The sequence below is a fragment of the Bradyrhizobium sp. MI1.7 genome (genome assembly GCF_055811795.1).
In genome coordinates, this window is record NZ_JBVVPO010000110.1 from 1 (window position 1) to 17,037 (window position 17,037).

General features: G+C 63.9%; 17 protein-coding genes and 1 pseudogene. 7 read left to right on the forward strand and 11 right to left on the reverse strand.

What is annotated here, in order from left to right:
• Positions 1–439: pseudogene (locus AC0L3X_RS43995) on the reverse strand (DUF2147 domain-containing protein); the annotation flags it as partial.
• A 225-nt stretch (positions 440–664) separates the two neighbouring features.
• Between AC0L3X_RS43995 and AC0L3X_RS44000 the strand changes: the two are divergent.
• Entirely contained in the window at positions 665–1,651 is a 987-nt protein-coding gene (locus AC0L3X_RS44000) for an alpha/beta hydrolase family protein (protein ID WP_354141850.1), read from the forward strand.
• A 25-nt stretch (positions 1,652–1,676) separates the two neighbouring features.
• On the opposite strand, the gene AC0L3X_RS44005 is transcribed toward AC0L3X_RS44000, so the two are convergent.
• On the reverse strand, positions 1,677–2,459 hold the full coding sequence (locus AC0L3X_RS44005; protein ID WP_473317478.1) for a transporter substrate-binding domain-containing protein: 783 nt from the start codon (positions 2,457–2,459) through the stop codon (positions 1,677–1,679).
• Between the two features lie 113 nt (positions 2,460–2,572).
• Between AC0L3X_RS44005 and AC0L3X_RS44010 the strand changes: the two genes are divergently transcribed.
• Positions 2,573–3,076 (forward strand): DUF1993 domain-containing protein, encoded by a 504-nt coding sequence (locus AC0L3X_RS44010; RefSeq protein ID WP_354131601.1) that lies wholly within the window; start codon positions 2,573–2,575, stop codon positions 3,074–3,076.
• On the opposite strand, the gene AC0L3X_RS44015 is transcribed toward AC0L3X_RS44010, so the two are convergent.
• From AC0L3X_RS44015 to AC0L3X_RS44040, 6 genes are all read right to left on the reverse strand, one after another.
• Positions 3,073–3,555, reverse strand: coding sequence for a hypothetical protein (locus AC0L3X_RS44015; RefSeq protein ID WP_354131537.1), 483 nt, complete (start codon positions 3,553–3,555; stop codon positions 3,073–3,075). The genes AC0L3X_RS44010 and AC0L3X_RS44015 overlap by 4 nt on opposite strands.
• A 168-nt stretch (positions 3,556–3,723) precedes the next feature.
• Positions 3,724–4,713, reverse strand: coding sequence for a hydroxyacid dehydrogenase (locus tag AC0L3X_RS44020; RefSeq protein ID WP_354096470.1), 990 nt, complete (start codon positions 4,711–4,713; stop codon positions 3,724–3,726).
• Between the two features lie 34 nt (positions 4,714–4,747).
• Positions 4,748–5,848 (reverse strand): ABC transporter ATP-binding protein, encoded by a 1,101-nt coding sequence (locus AC0L3X_RS44025; protein ID WP_071913821.1) that lies wholly within the window; start codon positions 5,846–5,848, stop codon positions 4,748–4,750.
• A 6-nt stretch (positions 5,849–5,854) separates the two neighbouring features.
• On the reverse strand, positions 5,855–6,766 hold the full coding sequence (locus AC0L3X_RS44030) for a carbohydrate ABC transporter permease (protein ID WP_071913823.1): 912 nt from the start codon (positions 6,764–6,766) through the stop codon (positions 5,855–5,857).
• Positions 6,766–7,704: a carbohydrate ABC transporter permease gene (locus AC0L3X_RS44035; protein ID WP_063983244.1), complete on the reverse strand. Its 939-nt coding sequence runs from the start codon at positions 7,702–7,704 to the stop codon at positions 6,766–6,768. Before AC0L3X_RS44035 ends, AC0L3X_RS44030 begins: the two co-directional genes overlap by 1 nt.
• Positions 7,705–7,852: 148 nt before the next feature.
• Positions 7,853–9,193 carry an ABC transporter substrate-binding protein gene (locus AC0L3X_RS44040; RefSeq protein ID WP_354096471.1) on the reverse strand — a complete coding sequence of 447 codons (1,341 nt, stop codon included), beginning with the start codon at positions 9,191–9,193 and terminating at the stop codon, positions 7,853–7,855.
• A 484-nt stretch (positions 9,194–9,677) separates the two neighbouring features.
• On the opposite strand from AC0L3X_RS44040, the gene AC0L3X_RS44045 reads away from it, so the two are divergent.
• Together AC0L3X_RS44045 and AC0L3X_RS44050 are read left to right on the forward strand one after the other, a co-directional pair.
• Positions 9,678–10,481 carry a Spy/CpxP family protein refolding chaperone gene (locus AC0L3X_RS44045; protein WP_167767897.1) on the forward strand — a complete coding sequence of 268 codons (804 nt, stop codon included), beginning with the start codon at positions 9,678–9,680 and terminating at the stop codon, positions 10,479–10,481.
• A 111-nt stretch (positions 10,482–10,592) separates the two neighbouring features.
• A complete protein-coding gene (locus tag AC0L3X_RS44050; protein ID WP_354096473.1) occupies positions 10,593–10,970 on the forward strand; it encodes a response regulator in 378 nt (125 codons plus the stop codon).
• A 95-nt stretch (positions 10,971–11,065) separates the two neighbouring features.
• On the opposite strand, the gene AC0L3X_RS44055 is transcribed toward AC0L3X_RS44050, so the two are convergent.
• From AC0L3X_RS44055 to glk, 3 genes are all read right to left on the reverse strand, one after another.
• Positions 11,066–11,221 (reverse strand): hypothetical protein, encoded by a 156-nt coding sequence (locus tag AC0L3X_RS44055; protein WP_259257549.1) that lies wholly within the window; start codon positions 11,219–11,221, stop codon positions 11,066–11,068.
• Positions 11,222–11,367: 146 nt separating this feature from the next.
• A complete protein-coding gene (locus AC0L3X_RS44060; protein ID WP_014495215.1) occupies positions 11,368–11,571 on the reverse strand; it encodes a hypothetical protein in 204 nt (67 codons plus the stop codon).
• Positions 11,572–11,710: 139 nt separating this feature from the next.
• Positions 11,711–12,697 carry a glucokinase gene (glk, locus tag AC0L3X_RS44065; protein ID WP_354096474.1) on the reverse strand — a complete coding sequence of 329 codons (987 nt, stop codon included), beginning with the start codon at positions 12,695–12,697 and terminating at the stop codon, positions 11,711–11,713.
• A 257-nt stretch (positions 12,698–12,954) separates the two neighbouring features.
• Between glk and pncA the strand changes: the two genes are divergently transcribed.
• From pncA to AC0L3X_RS44080, 3 genes are all read left to right on the forward strand, one after another.
• Complete coding sequence (pncA, locus tag AC0L3X_RS44070; RefSeq protein ID WP_354096510.1) at positions 12,955–13,581, forward strand: bifunctional nicotinamidase/pyrazinamidase; 627 nt, start codon at positions 12,955–12,957, stop codon at positions 13,579–13,581.
• Between the two features lie 16 nt (positions 13,582–13,597).
• Positions 13,598–14,713, forward strand: a complete 1,116-nt coding sequence (locus AC0L3X_RS44075; RefSeq protein WP_354131536.1) for an alpha/beta fold hydrolase — start codon at positions 13,598–13,600, stop codon at positions 14,711–14,713.
• A gap of 151 nt (positions 14,714–14,864) precedes the next feature.
• Positions 14,865–16,898, forward strand: a complete 2,034-nt coding sequence (locus tag AC0L3X_RS44080) for an NAD(+) synthase (RefSeq protein ID WP_354099693.1) — start codon at positions 14,865–14,867, stop codon at positions 16,896–16,898.
• Positions 16,899–17,037: the final 139 nt, after the last annotated feature.

Consider the following 17,037-nt stretch of genomic DNA (forward strand, 5'->3'; position numbering starts at 1 on the left):
CCGGTCGGGCAGCAGGCAGCGCCCGCCGTGGCGCCGGAGGAGGTGCAGGCGGCGGCAACACGGCCGTTTCGGCCGGCGCGTTGCTGGCGGTTGCGGACGGCGGCGGAGCGGGCGGGGGCGGAACTGGCGGCGGCGCTGCAGCGGCGGGCGCCTGTTCGGTTGCGGGCGGCGCTGCGGCAGGGGCGGGAGCTGGCGCCGGAGCGGCCGGCGGTTGCGGATCAACCTTGGCCTGTTGCGGCGCCTGCTGGCCCGGGGTCGTCTCGTTCTTCTTGGCTTTCTTCGCCTTGCCCTGGCCGGTGTTATCGTAGACGCCGGGGATCTGCACCGTGCCGCGGTCCGGATCGATGCGGATGGTGCGCCCGCCATATTCGAAAGTGTACTGCGCCTGCGCAGCGGTGCTCGCCAAAAGGAATGCGGCCGTGGCCAACAGCTTCCTCATTTCGGTCTCCTGAACAACTGGTCCCCGTACCGAGGCTTACGCGCCGGTTCGATCGCAAAAAGTGATCTAGATCACTGTTGTCCGTATGAGTCGTGCTCCAGCGGGTTCGGGTTCAATAACGCCGGACTCCGTCCAGAGTTGGACGGCGGCGCGGCGCACCTCTGGACGGGGTATGGGATGGGCAGGTACAACCGTTGTGGTTGAAGCTTCCGAAAGCGCACGCTGATGTTCCGGCCGCGGCTTGGCGGACTTATTCTGATCGTAGTCGCTTGCCTTGCTGCGACGCTGGCGCACGCGGCTGGGCTCCGGTTTATCGAAGTGCCGGCGGACGCCAGCGGCCCCGCGCTCACGGGCATGGTGTGGACACCTTGTGCGGCGGCGCCCTCCGAGGTCGCTCTCGACGGCGGTGTCGTCCTGCCGGGCGTGAAGGACTGTCCGGTAGCGGGCAATCGACTGCCGCTGATCGTCGTGTCGCACGGACGGCGCGGCTCGTTTTTGGGCCACGTCGACACGGCGGCCGCGTTGGCCGATGCCGGCTTCGTGGTCGCCGCGATCAATCACCCGGGCGACACTGCCAGGGACAGCAGCCGGACCGATGAGTTCTCCGTCCTGGTCGAGCGTCCCGCCGACATGAAGCGGCTTACGGATTTCATGCTCGGCGCCTGGAAGGAAGCGGCGGTCCTGGACCCCAAGCGGGTTGGTTTGTTCGGGTTCTCGCGCGGCGCCTATACCGGTCTCGTCGTGATCGGCGGCAACCCCGATTTCGGCGCGCTCGCTCCGTTCTGCGACAGCGACGGAGCCACGACGCCAAAATGCCGGGACATTCGCGAGAGCCGGGTACCGACCGAGCCCTCAGTCCACGATCCCCGTATCAGAGCCGCCATACTGGCGGATCCGGCACTTTTTGACGGCCTGTTCAGCCGCGAGCGTCTGGCTCGCGTGACGATCCCAATTCTCTTGTGGCGTTCGGCGTTTGGCGGTGATGGCGCCGTACCCGATGCTGTCGATGCGCTGGTGCCGCTGCTTCCTGCGCAGCCCGACTACCGGATCGTGCCGAACTCCACGCATTTCTCCTTCATTGCTCCATGCCCACCCAAGCTTGCCGAGGCCGCGCCGATCCCGTGCACCGATCCTCCAGGGTTTGATCGGATAGTGTTTCACGACGTGTTCAACGGCGCAGCCGTCGCCTTCTTCCGCGCGCGCCTGGAGTGATGGCGCACGCGGCGAGAACATCGCTTTAGTCGAACCAGGCGGCGTAGATCTTCCTGTAGCTGCCGTCCTCCATCGAGATGTGCAGCCACTGGTCGACGAAAGCCTTCAGCGCCATGTCGCGCTGGAGCCAGTAGGCCTTCTCCGAAAAGTCGAACGGCTTCTCGGGATGCACCGCGCAGAGCACGCCGGAATGCTGCTTCTGCTGGTAGCGGGTCTCGGAGGCGTCCGTCATCATCAAATCGGCGTTGCCCTTGGCGATCTCGTCGAAGATCACGGTGTTGTCGGGGAAGACGTTGATCTCGGCGTCCTTGATTTTGGCGCGCGCGAACCGCTCATTGGTGCCGCCGGGATTGACGATGACGCGGGTGCCCTTCTTGTCGATGTCGGAGATGGTCTGGTACTTGCCGACGTCGGCGCAGCGTGCGATCGGCGTCTTGCCTTCACGCATGATCGGCATCGAGAAGAAGCCCTTCCTCTGCCGGTCGAGCGTGACCGAGACGCCGCCCATGGCGATGTCGAACTGGTCGGCCTCGAAGTCCTTCATGAGCTTCGGCCAGGCCGTCGGCACGAATTCGACCTTGACGCCGAGCGCCCTGCCGAGCGCCTCCGCCATGTCGACGTCGAAGCCGTTGAACTGCTGTGTCGCCTTGTCCAGGTAGGTGAAAGGCTTGTAGTCGCCGGTCATGCCGACGCGCAAAGTGCCGCGCTTGACGATCTCGTCGAGGCGCGATGGCGCCGGCTGCTGTGCATATACCGAAAAGTTCGCCAGCAGGACCGCGGCCAAAGCCGCCACGATTCGAACGATCATCTCTTTTCCACCCATGCCCGAGCTGTCATTGTGCAGCTCTTGAAACTTGGATTTAGACCAGATGCCCGTCGCTGGCGAGGCGGAATTGAAGGGAATTTAGGGTGACGATCTCGATGTATGACGCCTCGGTCGGCGTCTTCGTGCCGTATCTGCGCAACCTGTCGGCACTGCTGGACAAGGGCGTCGCCTATGCCGAAAGCCGGAAGTTCAATCCGGCCGTCATGCTCGGCATGCGCATGGCGCCGAACATGTACGATCTGGCGCAGCAGATAGGGGAGGCGTGCCGCCATGCCACGGTCGCGCCAGCCTTGCTGGCCGACCAGGAGCCGGTGGCGCTGCCGGCGCTGGAGCACGACATCGCCGGGCTTCAGGCGCGCATTGCGACGTCAATCGAGTTCATCGAGAGCCTGTCGCGCGCCGAGATCGATAGTGCGGCGGAACGGAATGTCTTCTTCAGGCTGAAAAACGGGACCGAGCTGCCCTTCACCGGGCGGACGCTGCTGCTGACGTTCAGCGTCCCGCAATTCTTCTTCCACGTCACGACGTCCTACGACTTGCTCCGGCATGCCGGCGTCGAGCTCGTGAAGCGGGATTTTCTCGGCCCTCGCGAGCGCTAGGCTTCGCCCTTGCGCTCGTAATCGGCGAGCGAGCTGCGGCCGGCGATCTCGCTGCGCAGCTCCTCGAAGCGCCGATGTGCCTCGTCCTCGTGCGCGTCGACGAAATGCACCGCGGCTTCGCTCGTCATCGGGCCGCTGACCACGGGCGCTGACTGCTCGCCGATGGTCTCGTGGACGTAGAACTGGCCGTCATCGCCGCGATGGACCGTCCATTTCAGACGGATCGCCACCATCGGCCCCGGACCGACCTTGCTGTAGCCATCGGCATCGGTGTGCTCCGGCACCAGCGGCTGCTCCTCGACCACAGGATGCTCGTGCTCGTCGACCACCACATGCTCGTCGGCGATCGGATGCTGGTCGGCGACGACCTGCTCACCGTCGACCACCATTTCGGTCTCGGTCTCGCGGACGGGCTCGGGGTGCTCCAAAATGCTGGCGATGGTTGCCAGCGCGTGGTCGGTCGGGTCGATCTCTGACAAGGGTTCATCCTCCAGCTCGACGCGGCCGGCAAGTCTGTCCCACTGCCGCCGCGGCCGGACTTATTACGCGGGTTTGATTAAGGCTGAGTTGGGGCTCGATCTGCACCAAAATGGGACGCATTCTGGCGTTCCGGAGGCGAGCGGATAACCGCCCGCCCGGAGGTCGGCTCAGCCGAGCACGTCCTGGTTGATGATGTTCTGCCGGATGGGATCGCCGTCCAGCACACTCAGGATATTGCGAGCGGTCTGCTCGCTCATGCGGCTCACCGCCTCGACGGTGACGCCGGCGACGTGCGGGGCCATGATGACGTTGGGCAGCGCGAACAGCGCGTTGCTGACCGGCGGCGGCTCCACCTCGAACACGTCGATCCCGGCACCGGCAATCCTGCCGGAGACCAGGGCGTCGTATAGCGCAGCCTCCTTCACGATGCCGCCGCGTGCGGTGTTGATGAGGTAGGATTTCGGCTTCATCCGGCCGATCCGCGCCGCATCGAACAGGCCGACGGTTTCCGGGGTCTTCGGGCAGTGAATGGTGACGAAGTCGGCGTTGGGCAGTGCGGTGTCGAGGTCACCGACGGGCTCGCAACCCGCGGCCTTGATCTCGGCCGCAGGCTTGTAGGGATCGTAGACCTGCACCTTCATTTCCATCGCCAGGCAGCGCTTGGCGGTGCGACTGCCGATGCGGCCGAAGCCGATGATCAGCACGGTCTTGCCGTAGAGGTCGAACGGCAGCATGCCGAGCCGGTTGGCCCATTGGCCGTCCTTGACGCAGGCGTGCATCTCATTGGCGCGCTTGGCCAGCGTCAGCATCATGAACAGCGCCTGCTCGGCGACCGAGGGCGAGTTGGCGCTGCCCGCCACCATCAGCGGCACCTTGCGGCGGGAGAGGGCGGGCACGTCGACGGCGTCGTAGCCGACACCGATGCGGGTCACCACCTTCATGTCCTTCGAGGCCTCGAGCTCGGTCTCACCGAAGGCGGTGGCACCCAGCGCCACGCCGTGAACCGGCGCGTGGTTCTTCAGCAAGGCTTCGAAATCCTTGGCCGAGATCAGGTTCGGAAACTCGACGAGCTCGATATCGTCTCGCTGGGTGAGGAGGGCGCGGGCCCCTTGCGACAAAGTTTGTGTAACGAAAATCTTCTTCTTGTTGGTCGCCATCGCTCCCTGCCTGCTCGCATTTCTTGGACCTGCGTCACAACACGACGCCGGTGTCTTCGTTTAGCAGGTGCATATTGTTGAGGTCCATCGCCAAACGCATGGGTGCCCCGTCCTTGGCGCCGGCGTTGGGATCGACGCGGCCACAGACGGGCGTGCCGTCGAGCCCGAAATAGACCAGGGTCTCCATCCCCATCGGCTCGGTGACGTCGAGCACGGTGTCGAAGGTCTCGACGCCGGGCCCCAGATGCGCATGCGACTCGGTGAGGTGCTCGGGCCGGAGGCCGAGCAGCAGCTTGTCGGTGCGCGGCAGCGCGTTGTAGCGCGCGGCGCGAGCCTGTGGCAGCGCAAAGGCGATGCGGTCGGTCAAACGGATCTGGAGCGCGCCGCCGACATCCTCCAGCCGGCACGGGATGAAATTCATCGCGGGCGAGCCGATGAAGCCGGCAACGAAGCGCGTCGCCGGCTTGTGGTAGAGTTCGTTGGGCGTGCCGATCTGCTCGATGCGGCCCTTGTTCATCACAACGACGCGGTCAGCCAACGTCATCGCCTCGACCTGGTCGTGGGTGACGTAGACGGTGGTGGTGCGCACCTTCTGGTGCACCTTCTTGATCTCGATCCGCATCTGCACGCGCAGCTTGGCGTCGAGATTGGACAGCGGCTCATCGAACAGGAACACTTTCGGATTGCGCACGATGGCGCGGCCCATCGCGACACGCTGGCGCTGGCCGCCGGAGAGCTGCTTCGGCTTGCGGTCGATCAGGTCGGTGATGTCGAGGAGGCGGGCGGCTTCCGTCACCCGCGCCTTGATCTCGGCCTTGGGAAAGTGCTTCAGGCGCAGCCCGAACGACATGTTCTCCGCGACCGTCATGTGCGGGTAGAGCGCGTAGTTCTGGAACACCATGGCGATGTCGCGATCCTTCGGCGGTACGTCATTGACGACGTCGCCGCCGATCATGATGTCGCCGTCGCTGATGTCCTCGAGGCCCGCGATCATGCGCAGCGTCGTCGACTTGCCGCAGCCCGAAGGCCCAACCAGCACGATAAACTCATGGTCGGCGATGTCCAAGTCGATGCCGCGCACGGCTTCGACATCATCGTAACGCTTGACCACCTTCCGCAATGCAACGTCAGCCATGAGACATCAACCCTTTGTCGCGCCGGCGGTCAGGCCGGCGATGTAGTAGTCCATCAGGAAGGCGTAGATGACCAGCGGCGGAGCTGCGCCGAGCAGCGCGCCGGTCATGATCTGGCCCCAGTTGAAGACGTCGCCCTTGATCAGGGTGGTGGTGATGCCGACCGGGAGCACGAGCTGGTCGATGGACGTCGTGAACACCAGGGGATAGAGGAACTGCGCCCAGGACACCGTGAAGGCGAAGATGGTCGCGGCAATCAGGCCCGGCAGCGCGACCGGAATAAAGATCCGCGTCAGGGTCTGAAGCCACGAGGCGCCGTCGATGATCGCGGCCTCGTCGAGCTCCTTCGGGATCGAGGCGAAATAGCCGATCATGATCCAGGTACAGAACGGCACCGTCAGCGTTGGATAGACGAATAGCAGCACGTACCATCGGTTCAGGAGCGTGATGCCGGTGATGTCCTGAACCAGCGCCAACATCTTGAACAGCGGGATGAAGAGGAGGCTGTCCGGGACCAGGTAGGTCAGGAACACGCCGGTCGCGAGCGTTGTCGAGCCCCAGAACTTCATCCGCGCGAGCGCGAAGGCCGCAGGGATGCTGATCAGCATGGTGACTATCACAACCACCAGCGACACGATGGTCGAATTCCAGAAGAACCGGAGGAATTGGTTCGACGTCAGTAGTTCGACATAGTTTGCCAGCGTCGGGTGGAACACCCACCACGGATTGGTCGCAGCCGAGATCTCCGCGCTGCTCTTGAGCGAGGTGATCACCATGTAGAGCGGCGGCGTCAGAAAGAAGATCGCAAACAGCACCAAGAAGAAATAGGACCAGCGCAGCGCCCAGGTACGGTCGCGGCTCATGCTGCCATATTTGACCTTGCGCCGGGGGCCGGCCTTGTCGATCGCTATTGTGCTCATCAGGATTCGTTCCCGCGTTTATTGACGTCGCGCAGGATGAAGATCGCTGCGACGGCGAGGATCGGGACCATGAACAGCGAGACGCTGGCGCCGAGCGGAATGTCGTTGCTCTCGATGCCGACCCGGAACGCATAGGTGGCAAAGATCTGGGTCTGGTCGAGAGGCCCGCCTGAGGTCAGGATGCGGACGATGTCGAAATTAGCGAAGGTGACGATCAGCGAGAACAGCGTCGTGATCGCGATGATGTTGCGCATCATCGGCAGCGTCACGTACCACATCTTCTGCCACCAATTGGCGCCGTCGATTGCGGCGGCCTCGTAGAGCTGGTCCGGCACCGATTTCAGCGCCGCCAGGTACATGATCAGGAAGAACGGCGCGCCGTACCAGACGTTGACGAGGATGACGGAAAAGCGCGCCCAGGCGGCATTGCCGAGCCAGTTGATGGGACCGATGCCGAAGAAGGAGAGCGTGTAGTTGAAGGCGCTGTAGGAGGGGTCGAACAGCCACAGCCAGGCGAGCGTGCTCATCGCCGGCGGGATCACCCAGGGCACCAGCAGCATGCCGCGCCATTTGCGCTGGCCCTTGGCCGGTATGTTGTGCACCAAATGCGCGACGATGAAGCCAATCAGCGCCTTGAAGAACACGGCGGTGATCGCGAAGATGCAGGACTGCTCCACCACCATCCAGAACGTCTCGCGCTTGAACAGGAAGGTGAAGTTGCCGAAGCCGACGAATTTTTGCATCGACTTGTTCAGCGTCGCGAGGTGGATCGAGAACAGGGCAGGGTAAAGCACGAACAGCGCGATCAGCAGGATCAGCGGCAGCGTCAGGAAGAACGCCACGGTCGATTTCCGCTTCAACGCATTGTGCAGGCCCGTCCGTTTGCGCGCGCTCGCCGTGCGGGCGACGCGACCGTCCTCAACGACGACATCGGCCATGTCAGTGTCCTTGGGTCAAGCTTCCTTGCGGAATGTCCAACGGCGGAGCCGGCACCCGCGTGTCGGCTCGATCTGCTCATTCCATCGAACGGTGGGGTGCCCTGGCGGCTCACGCGGGGATGCGTGAACCGCCGTGGCACACCCCGGCTTAGGTTCGCATGAAGCCTTCACACTCGCCTTCGCCCCAGGCGATTGCGGTCTCCAACTTTTCGCCCTGCGCAAAGCGCAGCGCCATCTTGGTCAGCGTGGCCTGCGCGTAGATCTGCTGGGCGATCTTCGGCGGCGCCGGAGAGGCCGCAATCGACAGTGTCTGATGATTGTAGGGATTTGGATAGTGATAGAGCGTGCCCTTCGGCGGGCCTACCTCGGCCCAGGTCTTCAGCGTCGTCATCTTCGAATAGGCCGGCAAATCGTAGCCGCCGCTCGCCGCGACGAACTTTTCGATCGATGACGGCTGTGACAGAAATGCCAGAAGGCTCTTGGCCGATGCCTTGTTCTTGGAGAAATTCCAGAGACCCCAGAAATAGGGCAGGAACGGCGCATACCGGCCTTTAGGACCGGAGGGGAAGCCGTGCGTCCAGCATTGCTCGGCGACCTGCGGCGCGTCGCGCTTGGCGACCGCCCAGGCGCTCGGCGGATTCATGATGAGGGCGCCGCGGCCGGAGATCAGCCATTTGTTGTTCGAGGCATCGTCCCAGGACGGTGCGTCCGGCGGCAGGAAGGCGATCAGCTTCTTGTAGTATTCGAGCGCCTGGCGAACCTCATCGGTCTTCACCGTGACATCGCCCTTGGCGTTGACGAGTTCGGCGCCGAACGACTGGAAGATGGCGCCCGCGGTATCGACGCTGTCGGTGGTCTCGCCGAGACCGATTCCGAATGGGAAACCTGCCTTCTGGCACGCTTCCGCCGCCTTCAGGAATGTATCCATATTCCAGCTATCGGCCTTGGGCGGCGCGCCGACGGGGTACAGTTCCTGGACGTCGATCCCCGCATGCTTCTTCATGAGGTCGATGCGCGAGCAGGGCCCCTTGATCTGGCTCCCCGGGGTTGCCGGGACCGCAAGCCATTTGCCGTTGGCCTTGCCGAGATATTTGACCGTGTCGTTGACCTCACCGTTCTGCTTGATCGCTTCCTCGACCACGTCGTTCACCGGTTCAAACTGCTCGGCATACGCATGCGGCCACCAGGTGTACATCTGAAGAATGTCGTGACCGGATTTGGCCTGCGCTTCGGCCGCGACCGTCAACTCGATCTTCTTGTTGTTGCTGGTGATGTAATCGATGGAGACTTCGACCTTCTCCTTTTCAGCCCATTCCTTGACCATGGCGGTGGAGGCGTCGTTGGCACCGGGCACCCAGTGGTCCCAGAAGCCGATCGAGAGTTTGCCGGCGGCGTAAGCGCCGCGGACATAGGGCGCTGTGATCAGCGCTGCGGAGGACATTGCAGTGGCAGCTACAAATTGACGTCGCGTCAGTGTCTTGCGTGACATCTCGTTTCCTCACCTGGATGTTTTATTGTTCTCGCGTTTCCTCTGGCATTCCGAGTTTTGTTTTTGATTTTTGTTCGCGTTTCTTGGTGCTACCGCCTCGCCGTGAAATCGCGCGAAGCGCAGCAAATTGGTAGCGCGATCAGATCATGATTGATCCCGTCTGTCGAGGAAGCCGAACGACTCGCCGTCTAGAACTAACGTTGCGTCCGGGAACGCGGCGGCGCCGTCTCGCGAAGCACACCCGGAGGTGAACCTCGGAGGCGCATTTTGCGACGCACACTTCGGGTCAAGGACCGCAGGACATCTCGTGCGCAATTACGCCGCAGTTTCGAATAAGCCTTCATAACCGCTTCGCGCCAAACAGTTTTCGGGCGTGGACAGCAATTGGCTGCGGCTGGACCGCGAAGCGGCGAAAACGATAGAGTTGCAACCGGCGGGTGGCCCCCACCCGGACAGGACAATCGGATCGACGATGGAGACCAGAATGATCAACCCGGCGCCGCCTGCGCGGCTTCACCTGCGGCGATGGTTCGCGCTGGGCTCCGTGCTCGCGGTGCTGCTGGGCGCCGCCGCCGTTGCGCAGGCGCAAGGCCTGGTCAAGGGCGTTCAGGATGGAGCCGCGGCCGGCAACAAGGCGGCCGGACCCGTTGGCGGCGTGCTGGGCGGTGCGATCGGCGGCGTGGTCGGTGTCTTCACCGGCGTGCTCGGCGTCAACAACCAGCCGGCTCCGGCTGCCAAGGACGCGAGCAAGGATGCCAGCAAGGACGCGAGCAAGGATTCCAAGCAGCCGGGCGCCGGCAAGGACAAGGGCGCCAAGGAGACCGCCAAGGCGGGCAAGGGCGCCAAGGCGAGCAAGGAAGCCAGGAATGCGCCGCAGGACAACAAGGACAATAAGGACGTCACCGTCCTCACCCAGCCCGGCGCGCCGCAACAGTCCGCCGAGCAGATCGTCGCCAACAGCGATTCCTATATCGAGCGGATCAAGACCGAGTTGAACCTGACGCCCGATCAGGAGAAGCACTGGTTCGGCTTCTCGAGCGCAATGCACTATCTGGGGCATAATGGCGCGGAGCGGCTCAACCTGCGGATCGCCCGCGCCAAGCGGGATCCGCCTGACGACATCATCGAGCAGATGCGCAACGAATCGCAATTCCTGATCGACCGCGCCGCCGACCAGCGCAATGTCGCCGATGCCGCCGAGCCGCTTTATTCGAGCCTCGACGACAAGCAGAAGCAGGTCTTCATCCAGGAGATGGTGCGCCTCAGCCACGAGCGCGGGCTGGATTAATCAAGTTGAATCCGATCGCGGGCGTCTGAATTAACGGCGCCCGCCACGAATTCGTGAATCCTCTCCGCATTTCGGGTATGGTTAGCTTCGTAAGCTGACTGCGGGGTTGATATGGCGGACGGACTCTCCGTTTTCCTGGTCGAAGACGAGGCGTTGATCCGGATGATGATCGCCGACATGGTGGAGGAACTCGGCCATCATGTCGTCGCGGAAGCGGACAATGTCCGGGACGCGAGCGCCTTTGCGATGACCGCGCAATACGATTTCGCCATCCTCGACATCAACCTGAAGGGCCTCTACGTCGATCCCGTCGCCGACCTGATCGAGCGCCGCGGCAAGCCGTTTCTGTTCGCCACCGGCTACGGGCCGGAGCTGCTGCCGTCCTTGCTCCGGCGGCGGCCGATCCTGCGCAAGCCGATTTCCCTCGACCAGCTCAAGGTGATGATCGATTCGCTGTTTCCGGACGCGGTCGCCAAAGCTCCTCACTGAGAAGGCTCCTCACCGAGAAGGCGCCGTACCGAGATCGCCAACGAAAATGGCCGCCCGTGAGGGGCGGCCATTTGGCGAAAGAATGTCTCGTCGTCTCAGATTAGGCCGGCGCTGAGGTCGATGCCGCGCGCCATCACGCCGAACGAGGCGACCAGGCCCATGCAGCAGAACAGCAAGATGATCTTGAACGAAGAATCGGCAAAACGGGTTTCGACGGCGGCCGGGATCGCGGCAAGCGAAATCATGCTCATGTTCATTCCCCCCTTTGTTGACCCCTGAATTGCATCAGGTAGGGGAAGCTCTTAGAGCAAAAAGTTTGACGCGAGCTTGCGAGGGATCGTTAACGGAATCGCCATCGCTCGCGTGTTTGCGCGAGTAGCAAGCGGTCCCGCAAGTCTCAGTTGCGGCCGTTCTTCAGCACGGTGGCGATGGTATGGGCCGTCATGGCGGCGCGATCAGAGGCGCGCTGCGCGGCCAGCCGGTCGCGCGCCTTTTCCTCGATCAGGAGCTCGATCAGGGCCAGCCGCTTGTCATCGTCGTCCGCCTCGGTCAGCAGGCGGTGATAGCGGTGATAGTCGAAACCGAAGTCCTGCTTACGCATGTCACGCCCCCGCAACTACGGGAATTGTTTCCCATCGGACACAGTCGGGCAAGCACGATCCTGCGTGGAACCGCGCCTTGGCTGCAATCAGCTGTGTATAGTTAACGGACTGGACGGCGTCGGAGCCGATCGCGGCTCATCAATCCGGATTGTGATCGGCGAACATCTTCAGGCCGACGAAGCTCGCGTCGGGTTTCGTCACCAGCCTGGTCGGGATATTGCGCAAATAGTCCTGGAAGCGTCCCTTGGCTTCGAAGCGCGCCCGGAACGCGGAAGCAGCAAGGAACTCCGGAAAGCGCGGCACGATCCCGCCGGCGATGTAGACGCCGCCGCGGGCGCCGAAGGTCACCGCGAGATTGCCCGTGACTGAGCCGAGGATGGCGCAAAACATCTCCAGCGTCGCGCGGCTCAGTTCGCAACTGCCCTCCAGGGCGGCCTTGGTGATGGCGGCGGCGTCACGGTGCGGCACCTGGGCGCCGTCGACCTCCGCCAGCGCCTCGTAGAGGTTTTGCAGGCCGGAGCCCGAAAGCGCGCCGCGCTCGATGGAGATATGACCGAGACGTCGGCGCATGGCCGCGATCACGCGCTCCTCGCGCTCGGTCTCCGCCGGCAAAGTCGCGTGGCCTGCCTCGGTGACGACCGCCAGCCGGGCGCCGTGGCGTTCGACCAGACAGGAGACGCCGAAGCCGGTTCCAGGCCCAACCACCAGCAGCGGCTCGCGCGGGAGGCCGTCCTGGCCCCCGAGCGGGATCAAATCGGCAGGCTTCAGGGCGGGCAGGGACCAGGCCACGACCTCGAAATCATTGAGCACATGCACGCTCTCGAAGCCGAGGGCCGGCTGGAGCTCGTTGCCGTCGATGACCCACGGACTGTTGGTCATGACGCAGCGGTTATTGGTCACGGGACCCGCGACGGCCAGCACGGCGCGTTTGGGCTGCTTGCCGCCTGACCGGCGCGCAAGGACGTCGGCGATGGCTTCCCGGACGGTCGGGAAGTCAGCGACCTTCACATAGTCGATGGGCCCGGCCTGGTCGCCGCTGTCCGATGCGCTTTCGCTCAGCGCAAAGCGCGCATTGGTGCCGCCGATATCGGCGAGAAGAATCTGTCCTGTCTTGCCGATACTCATGATCTTGTGGCTGCCGCGTCCTGCAGGCTCGCGGGAACCGTTCCCTCCGCTCCATCCGATCCGCAATTTGCGAACGTCTCTAGAATCCGTCCTCGGGTGAGCCTAGTCAACTCGGACAACGCCAAACCGTTGCATCCCAGGTGCGACGGGCGCGATATCGCCGCATGTGTCGATGGTTGCGAAGCCGCGCGAGAAGATCGACATTGGACGGATCGTTCGGCGCCCGTCGCGCCGGACGGCTGGAACGGGACCTTGCGATGCAGATTTCCGACCGCGACGTGCTGCTGGTGATCGACGTGCAGAACGACTTTTGCACCGGCGGAGCGCTCGCCGTTCCCGGCGGCGAGAAGGTTGTCCCGGCGATCAACCGAATTGCCGCAAAATTCACCAATGTGGTGCTGACCCAGGACTGGCATCCGGGCGATCACGTCTCGTTCGCACCGAACCATGCGGGCAAGCAGCCGTTCCAGACCATCGAGCTCGACTACGGCACCCAGGTGCTGTGGCCGACGCACTGCGTGCAAGGCACGGCGGGCGCTGAATTCCATGGGGAGCTCGACGTTACCAGGGCAAACCTCGTGGTGCGCAAAGGCTTTCGTCGCGGCATCGATTCCTATTCGGCGCTGTTCGAGAACGACCACCGGACGCCGACCGGGCTGCTCGGCTATTTGCGCGAGCGCGAGCTGAAGACCGTCTTCATCGCCGGTCTGGCGCTGGATTTCTGTGTTCGTTTCTCGGCGGAAGATGCCCGCAAGGCGGGGTTCGAGGTCGCCGTCATCGAGGATGCATGCCGCGGCATCGATCTCGACGGCTCGGTGGCCGCGACCCATCGGAGTTTTCGCGAGCGCGGTATTTCGAGCGTCAGCCTGGAGGCCTTGCTGTGAGGACCTTGAGATAGTCATGGTGGAGAAGGGCGGCAAACCGCTGGGTGGATCGGATCGTCCTCCGAATGATCCGCTGCTATGGCCATTTGCGGCGGCGCGGCTCGCGATGGACGCCTGCTTCTGGTGGCTGGAGCGCGATCCGCCGGAACAGGACGCGAGCAATCTGCCGTGGACGACACCCAACACGGTCGCCCTGGAGCTTGCGACCATGCGCCTGCGCGATTGCACGCGGACGCAATCCGGCCAGCCGGCACTGGTCTGCGCGCCCTATGCGCTGCATCGGGCTCTGATCGCCGACTTCGCACCGGGCCACAGCGTGGTGCAGTCCCTGCAGAATGGCGGCATCGATCGGGTCTACCTCACCGACTGGCGCTCGGCCTCGCCGGACATGCGCTATCTCTCGATCGACAGCTATCTCGGCGATCTCAACGTCGCCGTTGACGAAATCGGCGCGCCGGTCGATCTCGTCGGCCTGTGCCAGGGCGGCTGGCTGTCGCTGCTCTATGCGGCGCGCTTTCCCGCCAAGGTGCGGCGGCTGGTGCTGGTGGGGGCGCCCGTCGATCTCTCGATCGATTCCGCGTTGTCCCGGCTCGCTCGCAATGCGCCTGAGGCGCTCTACGACCAGCTCGTGGCGCGCGGCGGCGGCAATGTCAGCGGCGACGAGATGCTGCGCTTCTGGACGAAGGCGCCGAGCCGCGACGACATTGCGGCGGCATTGCAGAGGGATCTCTCGGACGAGGAGGGCGCGGCACTGCTCGCGCGTTTCGATCGCTGGAATACCGAGACGCTCAACCTGCCCGGCACCTATTATCTGGAGATCGTCAACCGAATCTTCCGGGAGAATCGGATTGCCGGCGGCGACTTCACGGCGCTCGGCCGCGAGGTTGATCTGAGGGACGTCAAGGCGCCGGTCTTCCTGCTCGTTGGGCTCGATGACGACGTCGTGCCGGCCAGACAGGCGCTTGCGACCGCCGGTCTGCTAGGAACGCCGCCGGCCTTCATTGCCGCGGCCTCCGAGCCCAGCAATCATCTCGGCCTGTTCATGGGGGCGCGCACCCACGCCCATGCCTGGCCCCGGATCGCCGAGTGGCTGCGCAACGACCTCTCCGGAGTGCTGGCCCGCAGCGCCTGACCTTGTCAGGTGCTTTGGCCCGGCCGGGCCGGCGAACACGCAAATCCGTTATGCATGACGGCGGATGGCCTGCACGGGGCCCGGTCGATGGGTTACATATCATGGGGAACTGGCGGCTGCGGCCGCGACAAGATTAAGGGTACCGTGCTCGATGAGCTTCCACTCGATCTACGCCCATGGATTTGCGCGCGTGGCGGCCTGCGTCACCACCTCCCATGTGGCCGATCCCACGGCCAATGCGAAGGCGATCCTGGCGGCGGCAGGCGCTTGCCATGAACAGTCGGTGGCGGTTGCCGTGTTTCCGGAGCTGTGCCTGTCCGGCTACGCGATCGAGGATCTCGTCAAGCAGGACCCGCTGCTCGATGCGGTCGAGCGCGGGCTCGCCTCAATCGTCGAGGCCTCCTCGGCCTTGATGACCGTCCTGATCGTCGGCGCGCCGCTGCGCTTCGGTCATCGCATCTACAATTGCGCCGTCGTCATTCATCGCGGCAACGTCCTTGGTGTCGTGCCCAAGTCTTATCTGCCGACCTATCGCGAATTCTACGAGGGACGGCATTTCGCCTCCGGTGCCGGCGTGGCCGGAGAGACGATCGCGTTTGGCGGGCTGCACGCACCGTTCGGCGTTGACCTCCTGTTCGCGGCCGAGGATGTTCCGGGCCTGATCATCGGCGTCGAGATCTGCGAGGACATGTGGATTCCGGTGACGCCGGCATCCGAACTCGCGCTTGCCGGCGCCAGCGTGCTGATCAATCTATCCGGCAGCCCGATCACGATCGGCCGGGCGCGCTCGCGCGCACTGCTGTGCCAATCGACGTCGGCGCGTTGTCTTGCGGCCTACGTCTATTCCGCCGCGGGGGCAGGGGAATCGACCACGGACCTGGCCTGGGACGGCCAGACCTCGATCTATGAGAACGGCGTGCTGCTGGCCGAGGGCGAGCGGTTCCGCCAGGACGGCCAGATCACGCTGGCCGACGTCGATCTCGATCTGCTCAGGCAGGAACGCGCACTGATGGGCACGTTCGACGATAATCGCCGGCAACGCGAAGCCTTTTTCCGGAGGATCACCTTCGCCCTGAAGCCGCCGGCCACCGACATCGGCTTCCTGCGCCAGATCGAGCGCTTCCCGTTCGTGCCGAGCGACGAAGCCCTGCTCGAGCAGGATTGCTACGAGGCCTACAACATCCAGGTCGCCGGCCTCGTGCAGCGCATGCGCGCGACCGGAACCAAGCGCGTGGTGATCGGCGTCTCGGGCGGGCTCGATTCCACCCACGCCCTGATCGTCGCCGCCAAGGCGGTCGACCTGCTCGGACTGCCGCGCAGCAACATCCTAGCTTACACGATGCCGGGCTTTGCCACCGGCAGCGAGAGCAAGACCAACGCACTGGCGTTGATGAAGGCGTTGCAGACGGAGTGGCAGGAGCTCGACATCCGTCCCACGGCGACGCAAATGCTGAAGGACATCGGTCATCCCTTCGGCAAGGGCGAGAAGGTCTACGACATCACGTTCGAGAACGTGCAGGCGGGCCTGCGCACGGACTATCTGTTCCGGCTCGCCAACCATCATGGCGGCATCGTCATTGGAACCGGCGATCTCTCGGAGCTCGCGCTCGGCTGGTGCACCTACGGCGTCGGCGACCAGATGGCGCATTATAATGTCAACGCCGGGGTGCCGAAGACGCTGATCCAGCACCTGATCCGCTGGGTGATCGCCTCAAAACAGTTCAGCGACGACGTCAACCGGACGCTTGCGTCGATCCTGTCGGCCGAAATCTCACCCGAGCTGGTTCCGGTCAAGCCCGGCGAGAAGCCGCAGAGCACGGAAGCCTCCGTCGGGCCCTACGAACTGCAGGATTTCAACCTGTTCTACACGCTGCGGTTCGGCATGCGGCCGTCCAAGATCGCGTTCATGGCGCAGCACGCCTGGAATGATGTCGCCAAGGGCGAATGGCCGCCGGCGTTCCCGACCGATAAGCGCAGGGCCTATGATCTGCCGGAGATCCGGCGCTGGCTGGAGGTGTTCCTGCGCCGGTTCTTCGCCTTCAGCCAGTTCAAGCGCTCGGCGATGCCGAACGGTCCGAAGGTTTCGGCCGGCGGCTCGTTGTCGCCACGTGGCGACTGGCGCGCGCCGTCGGATTCCAGCGCTGCGGCATGGCTTGAGGATCTCGAGCGGAACGTTCCGAAGTGATTGAGACGGCTGATCGGGCAGGGTAGCTCCAGAACGCGGGCAGGGTAGCTCCAGAACGACTTCGCGCCGCGCGGCCCCCCAAGCCCGGCGGGGGCGAAATAGTTTAAAAAATAAAAATAACCAGGGGAGGGGGGGGGAA

Coding starts and splice junctions, on each gene's coding strand:
- AC0L3X_RS44030 (WP_071913823.1), bottom strand. CDS start 6,766: ATGAGCACAATAGCGATCGACAAGGCCGGCCCCCGGCGCAAGGTCAAA.
- AC0L3X_RS44005 (WP_473317478.1), bottom strand. CDS start 2,459: ATGATCGTTCGAATCGTGGCGGCTTTGGCCGCGGTCCTGCTGGCGAAC.
- AC0L3X_RS44035 (WP_063983244.1), bottom strand. CDS start 7,704: ATGGCCGATGTCGTCGTTGAGGACGGTCGCGTCGCCCGCACGGCGAGC.
- pncA (WP_354096510.1), top strand. CDS start 12,955: ATGCAGATTTCCGACCGCGACGTGCTGCTGGTGATCGACGTGCAGAAC.
- AC0L3X_RS44045 (WP_167767897.1), top strand. CDS start 9,678: ATGATCAACCCGGCGCCGCCTGCGCGGCTTCACCTGCGGCGATGGTTC.
- AC0L3X_RS44000 (WP_354141850.1), top strand. CDS start 665: ATGTTCCGGCCGCGGCTTGGCGGACTTATTCTGATCGTAGTCGCTTGC.
- AC0L3X_RS44040 (WP_354096471.1), bottom strand. CDS start 9,193: ATGTCACGCAAGACACTGACGCGACGTCAATTTGTAGCTGCCACTGCA.
- AC0L3X_RS44060 (WP_014495215.1), bottom strand. CDS start 11,571: ATGCGTAAGCAGGACTTCGGTTTCGACTATCACCGCTATCACCGCCTG.
- AC0L3X_RS44025 (WP_071913821.1), bottom strand. CDS start 5,848: ATGGCTGACGTTGCATTGCGGAAGGTGGTCAAGCGTTACGATGATGTC.
- AC0L3X_RS44080 (WP_354099693.1), top strand. CDS start 14,865: ATGAGCTTCCACTCGATCTACGCCCATGGATTTGCGCGCGTGGCGGCC.
- AC0L3X_RS44055 (WP_259257549.1), bottom strand. CDS start 11,221: ATGAGCATGATTTCGCTTGCCGCGATCCCGGCCGCCGTCGAAACCCGT.
- AC0L3X_RS44075 (WP_354131536.1), top strand. CDS start 13,598: ATGGTGGAGAAGGGCGGCAAACCGCTGGGTGGATCGGATCGTCCTCCG.
- AC0L3X_RS44050 (WP_354096473.1), top strand. CDS start 10,593: ATGGCGGACGGACTCTCCGTTTTCCTGGTCGAAGACGAGGCGTTGATC.
- AC0L3X_RS44010 (WP_354131601.1), top strand. CDS start 2,573: ATGTATGACGCCTCGGTCGGCGTCTTCGTGCCGTATCTGCGCAACCTG.
- glk (WP_354096474.1), bottom strand. CDS start 12,697: ATGAGTATCGGCAAGACAGGACAGATTCTTCTCGCCGATATCGGCGGC.
- AC0L3X_RS44020 (WP_354096470.1), bottom strand. CDS start 4,713: ATGGCGACCAACAAGAAGAAGATTTTCGTTACACAAACTTTGTCGCAA.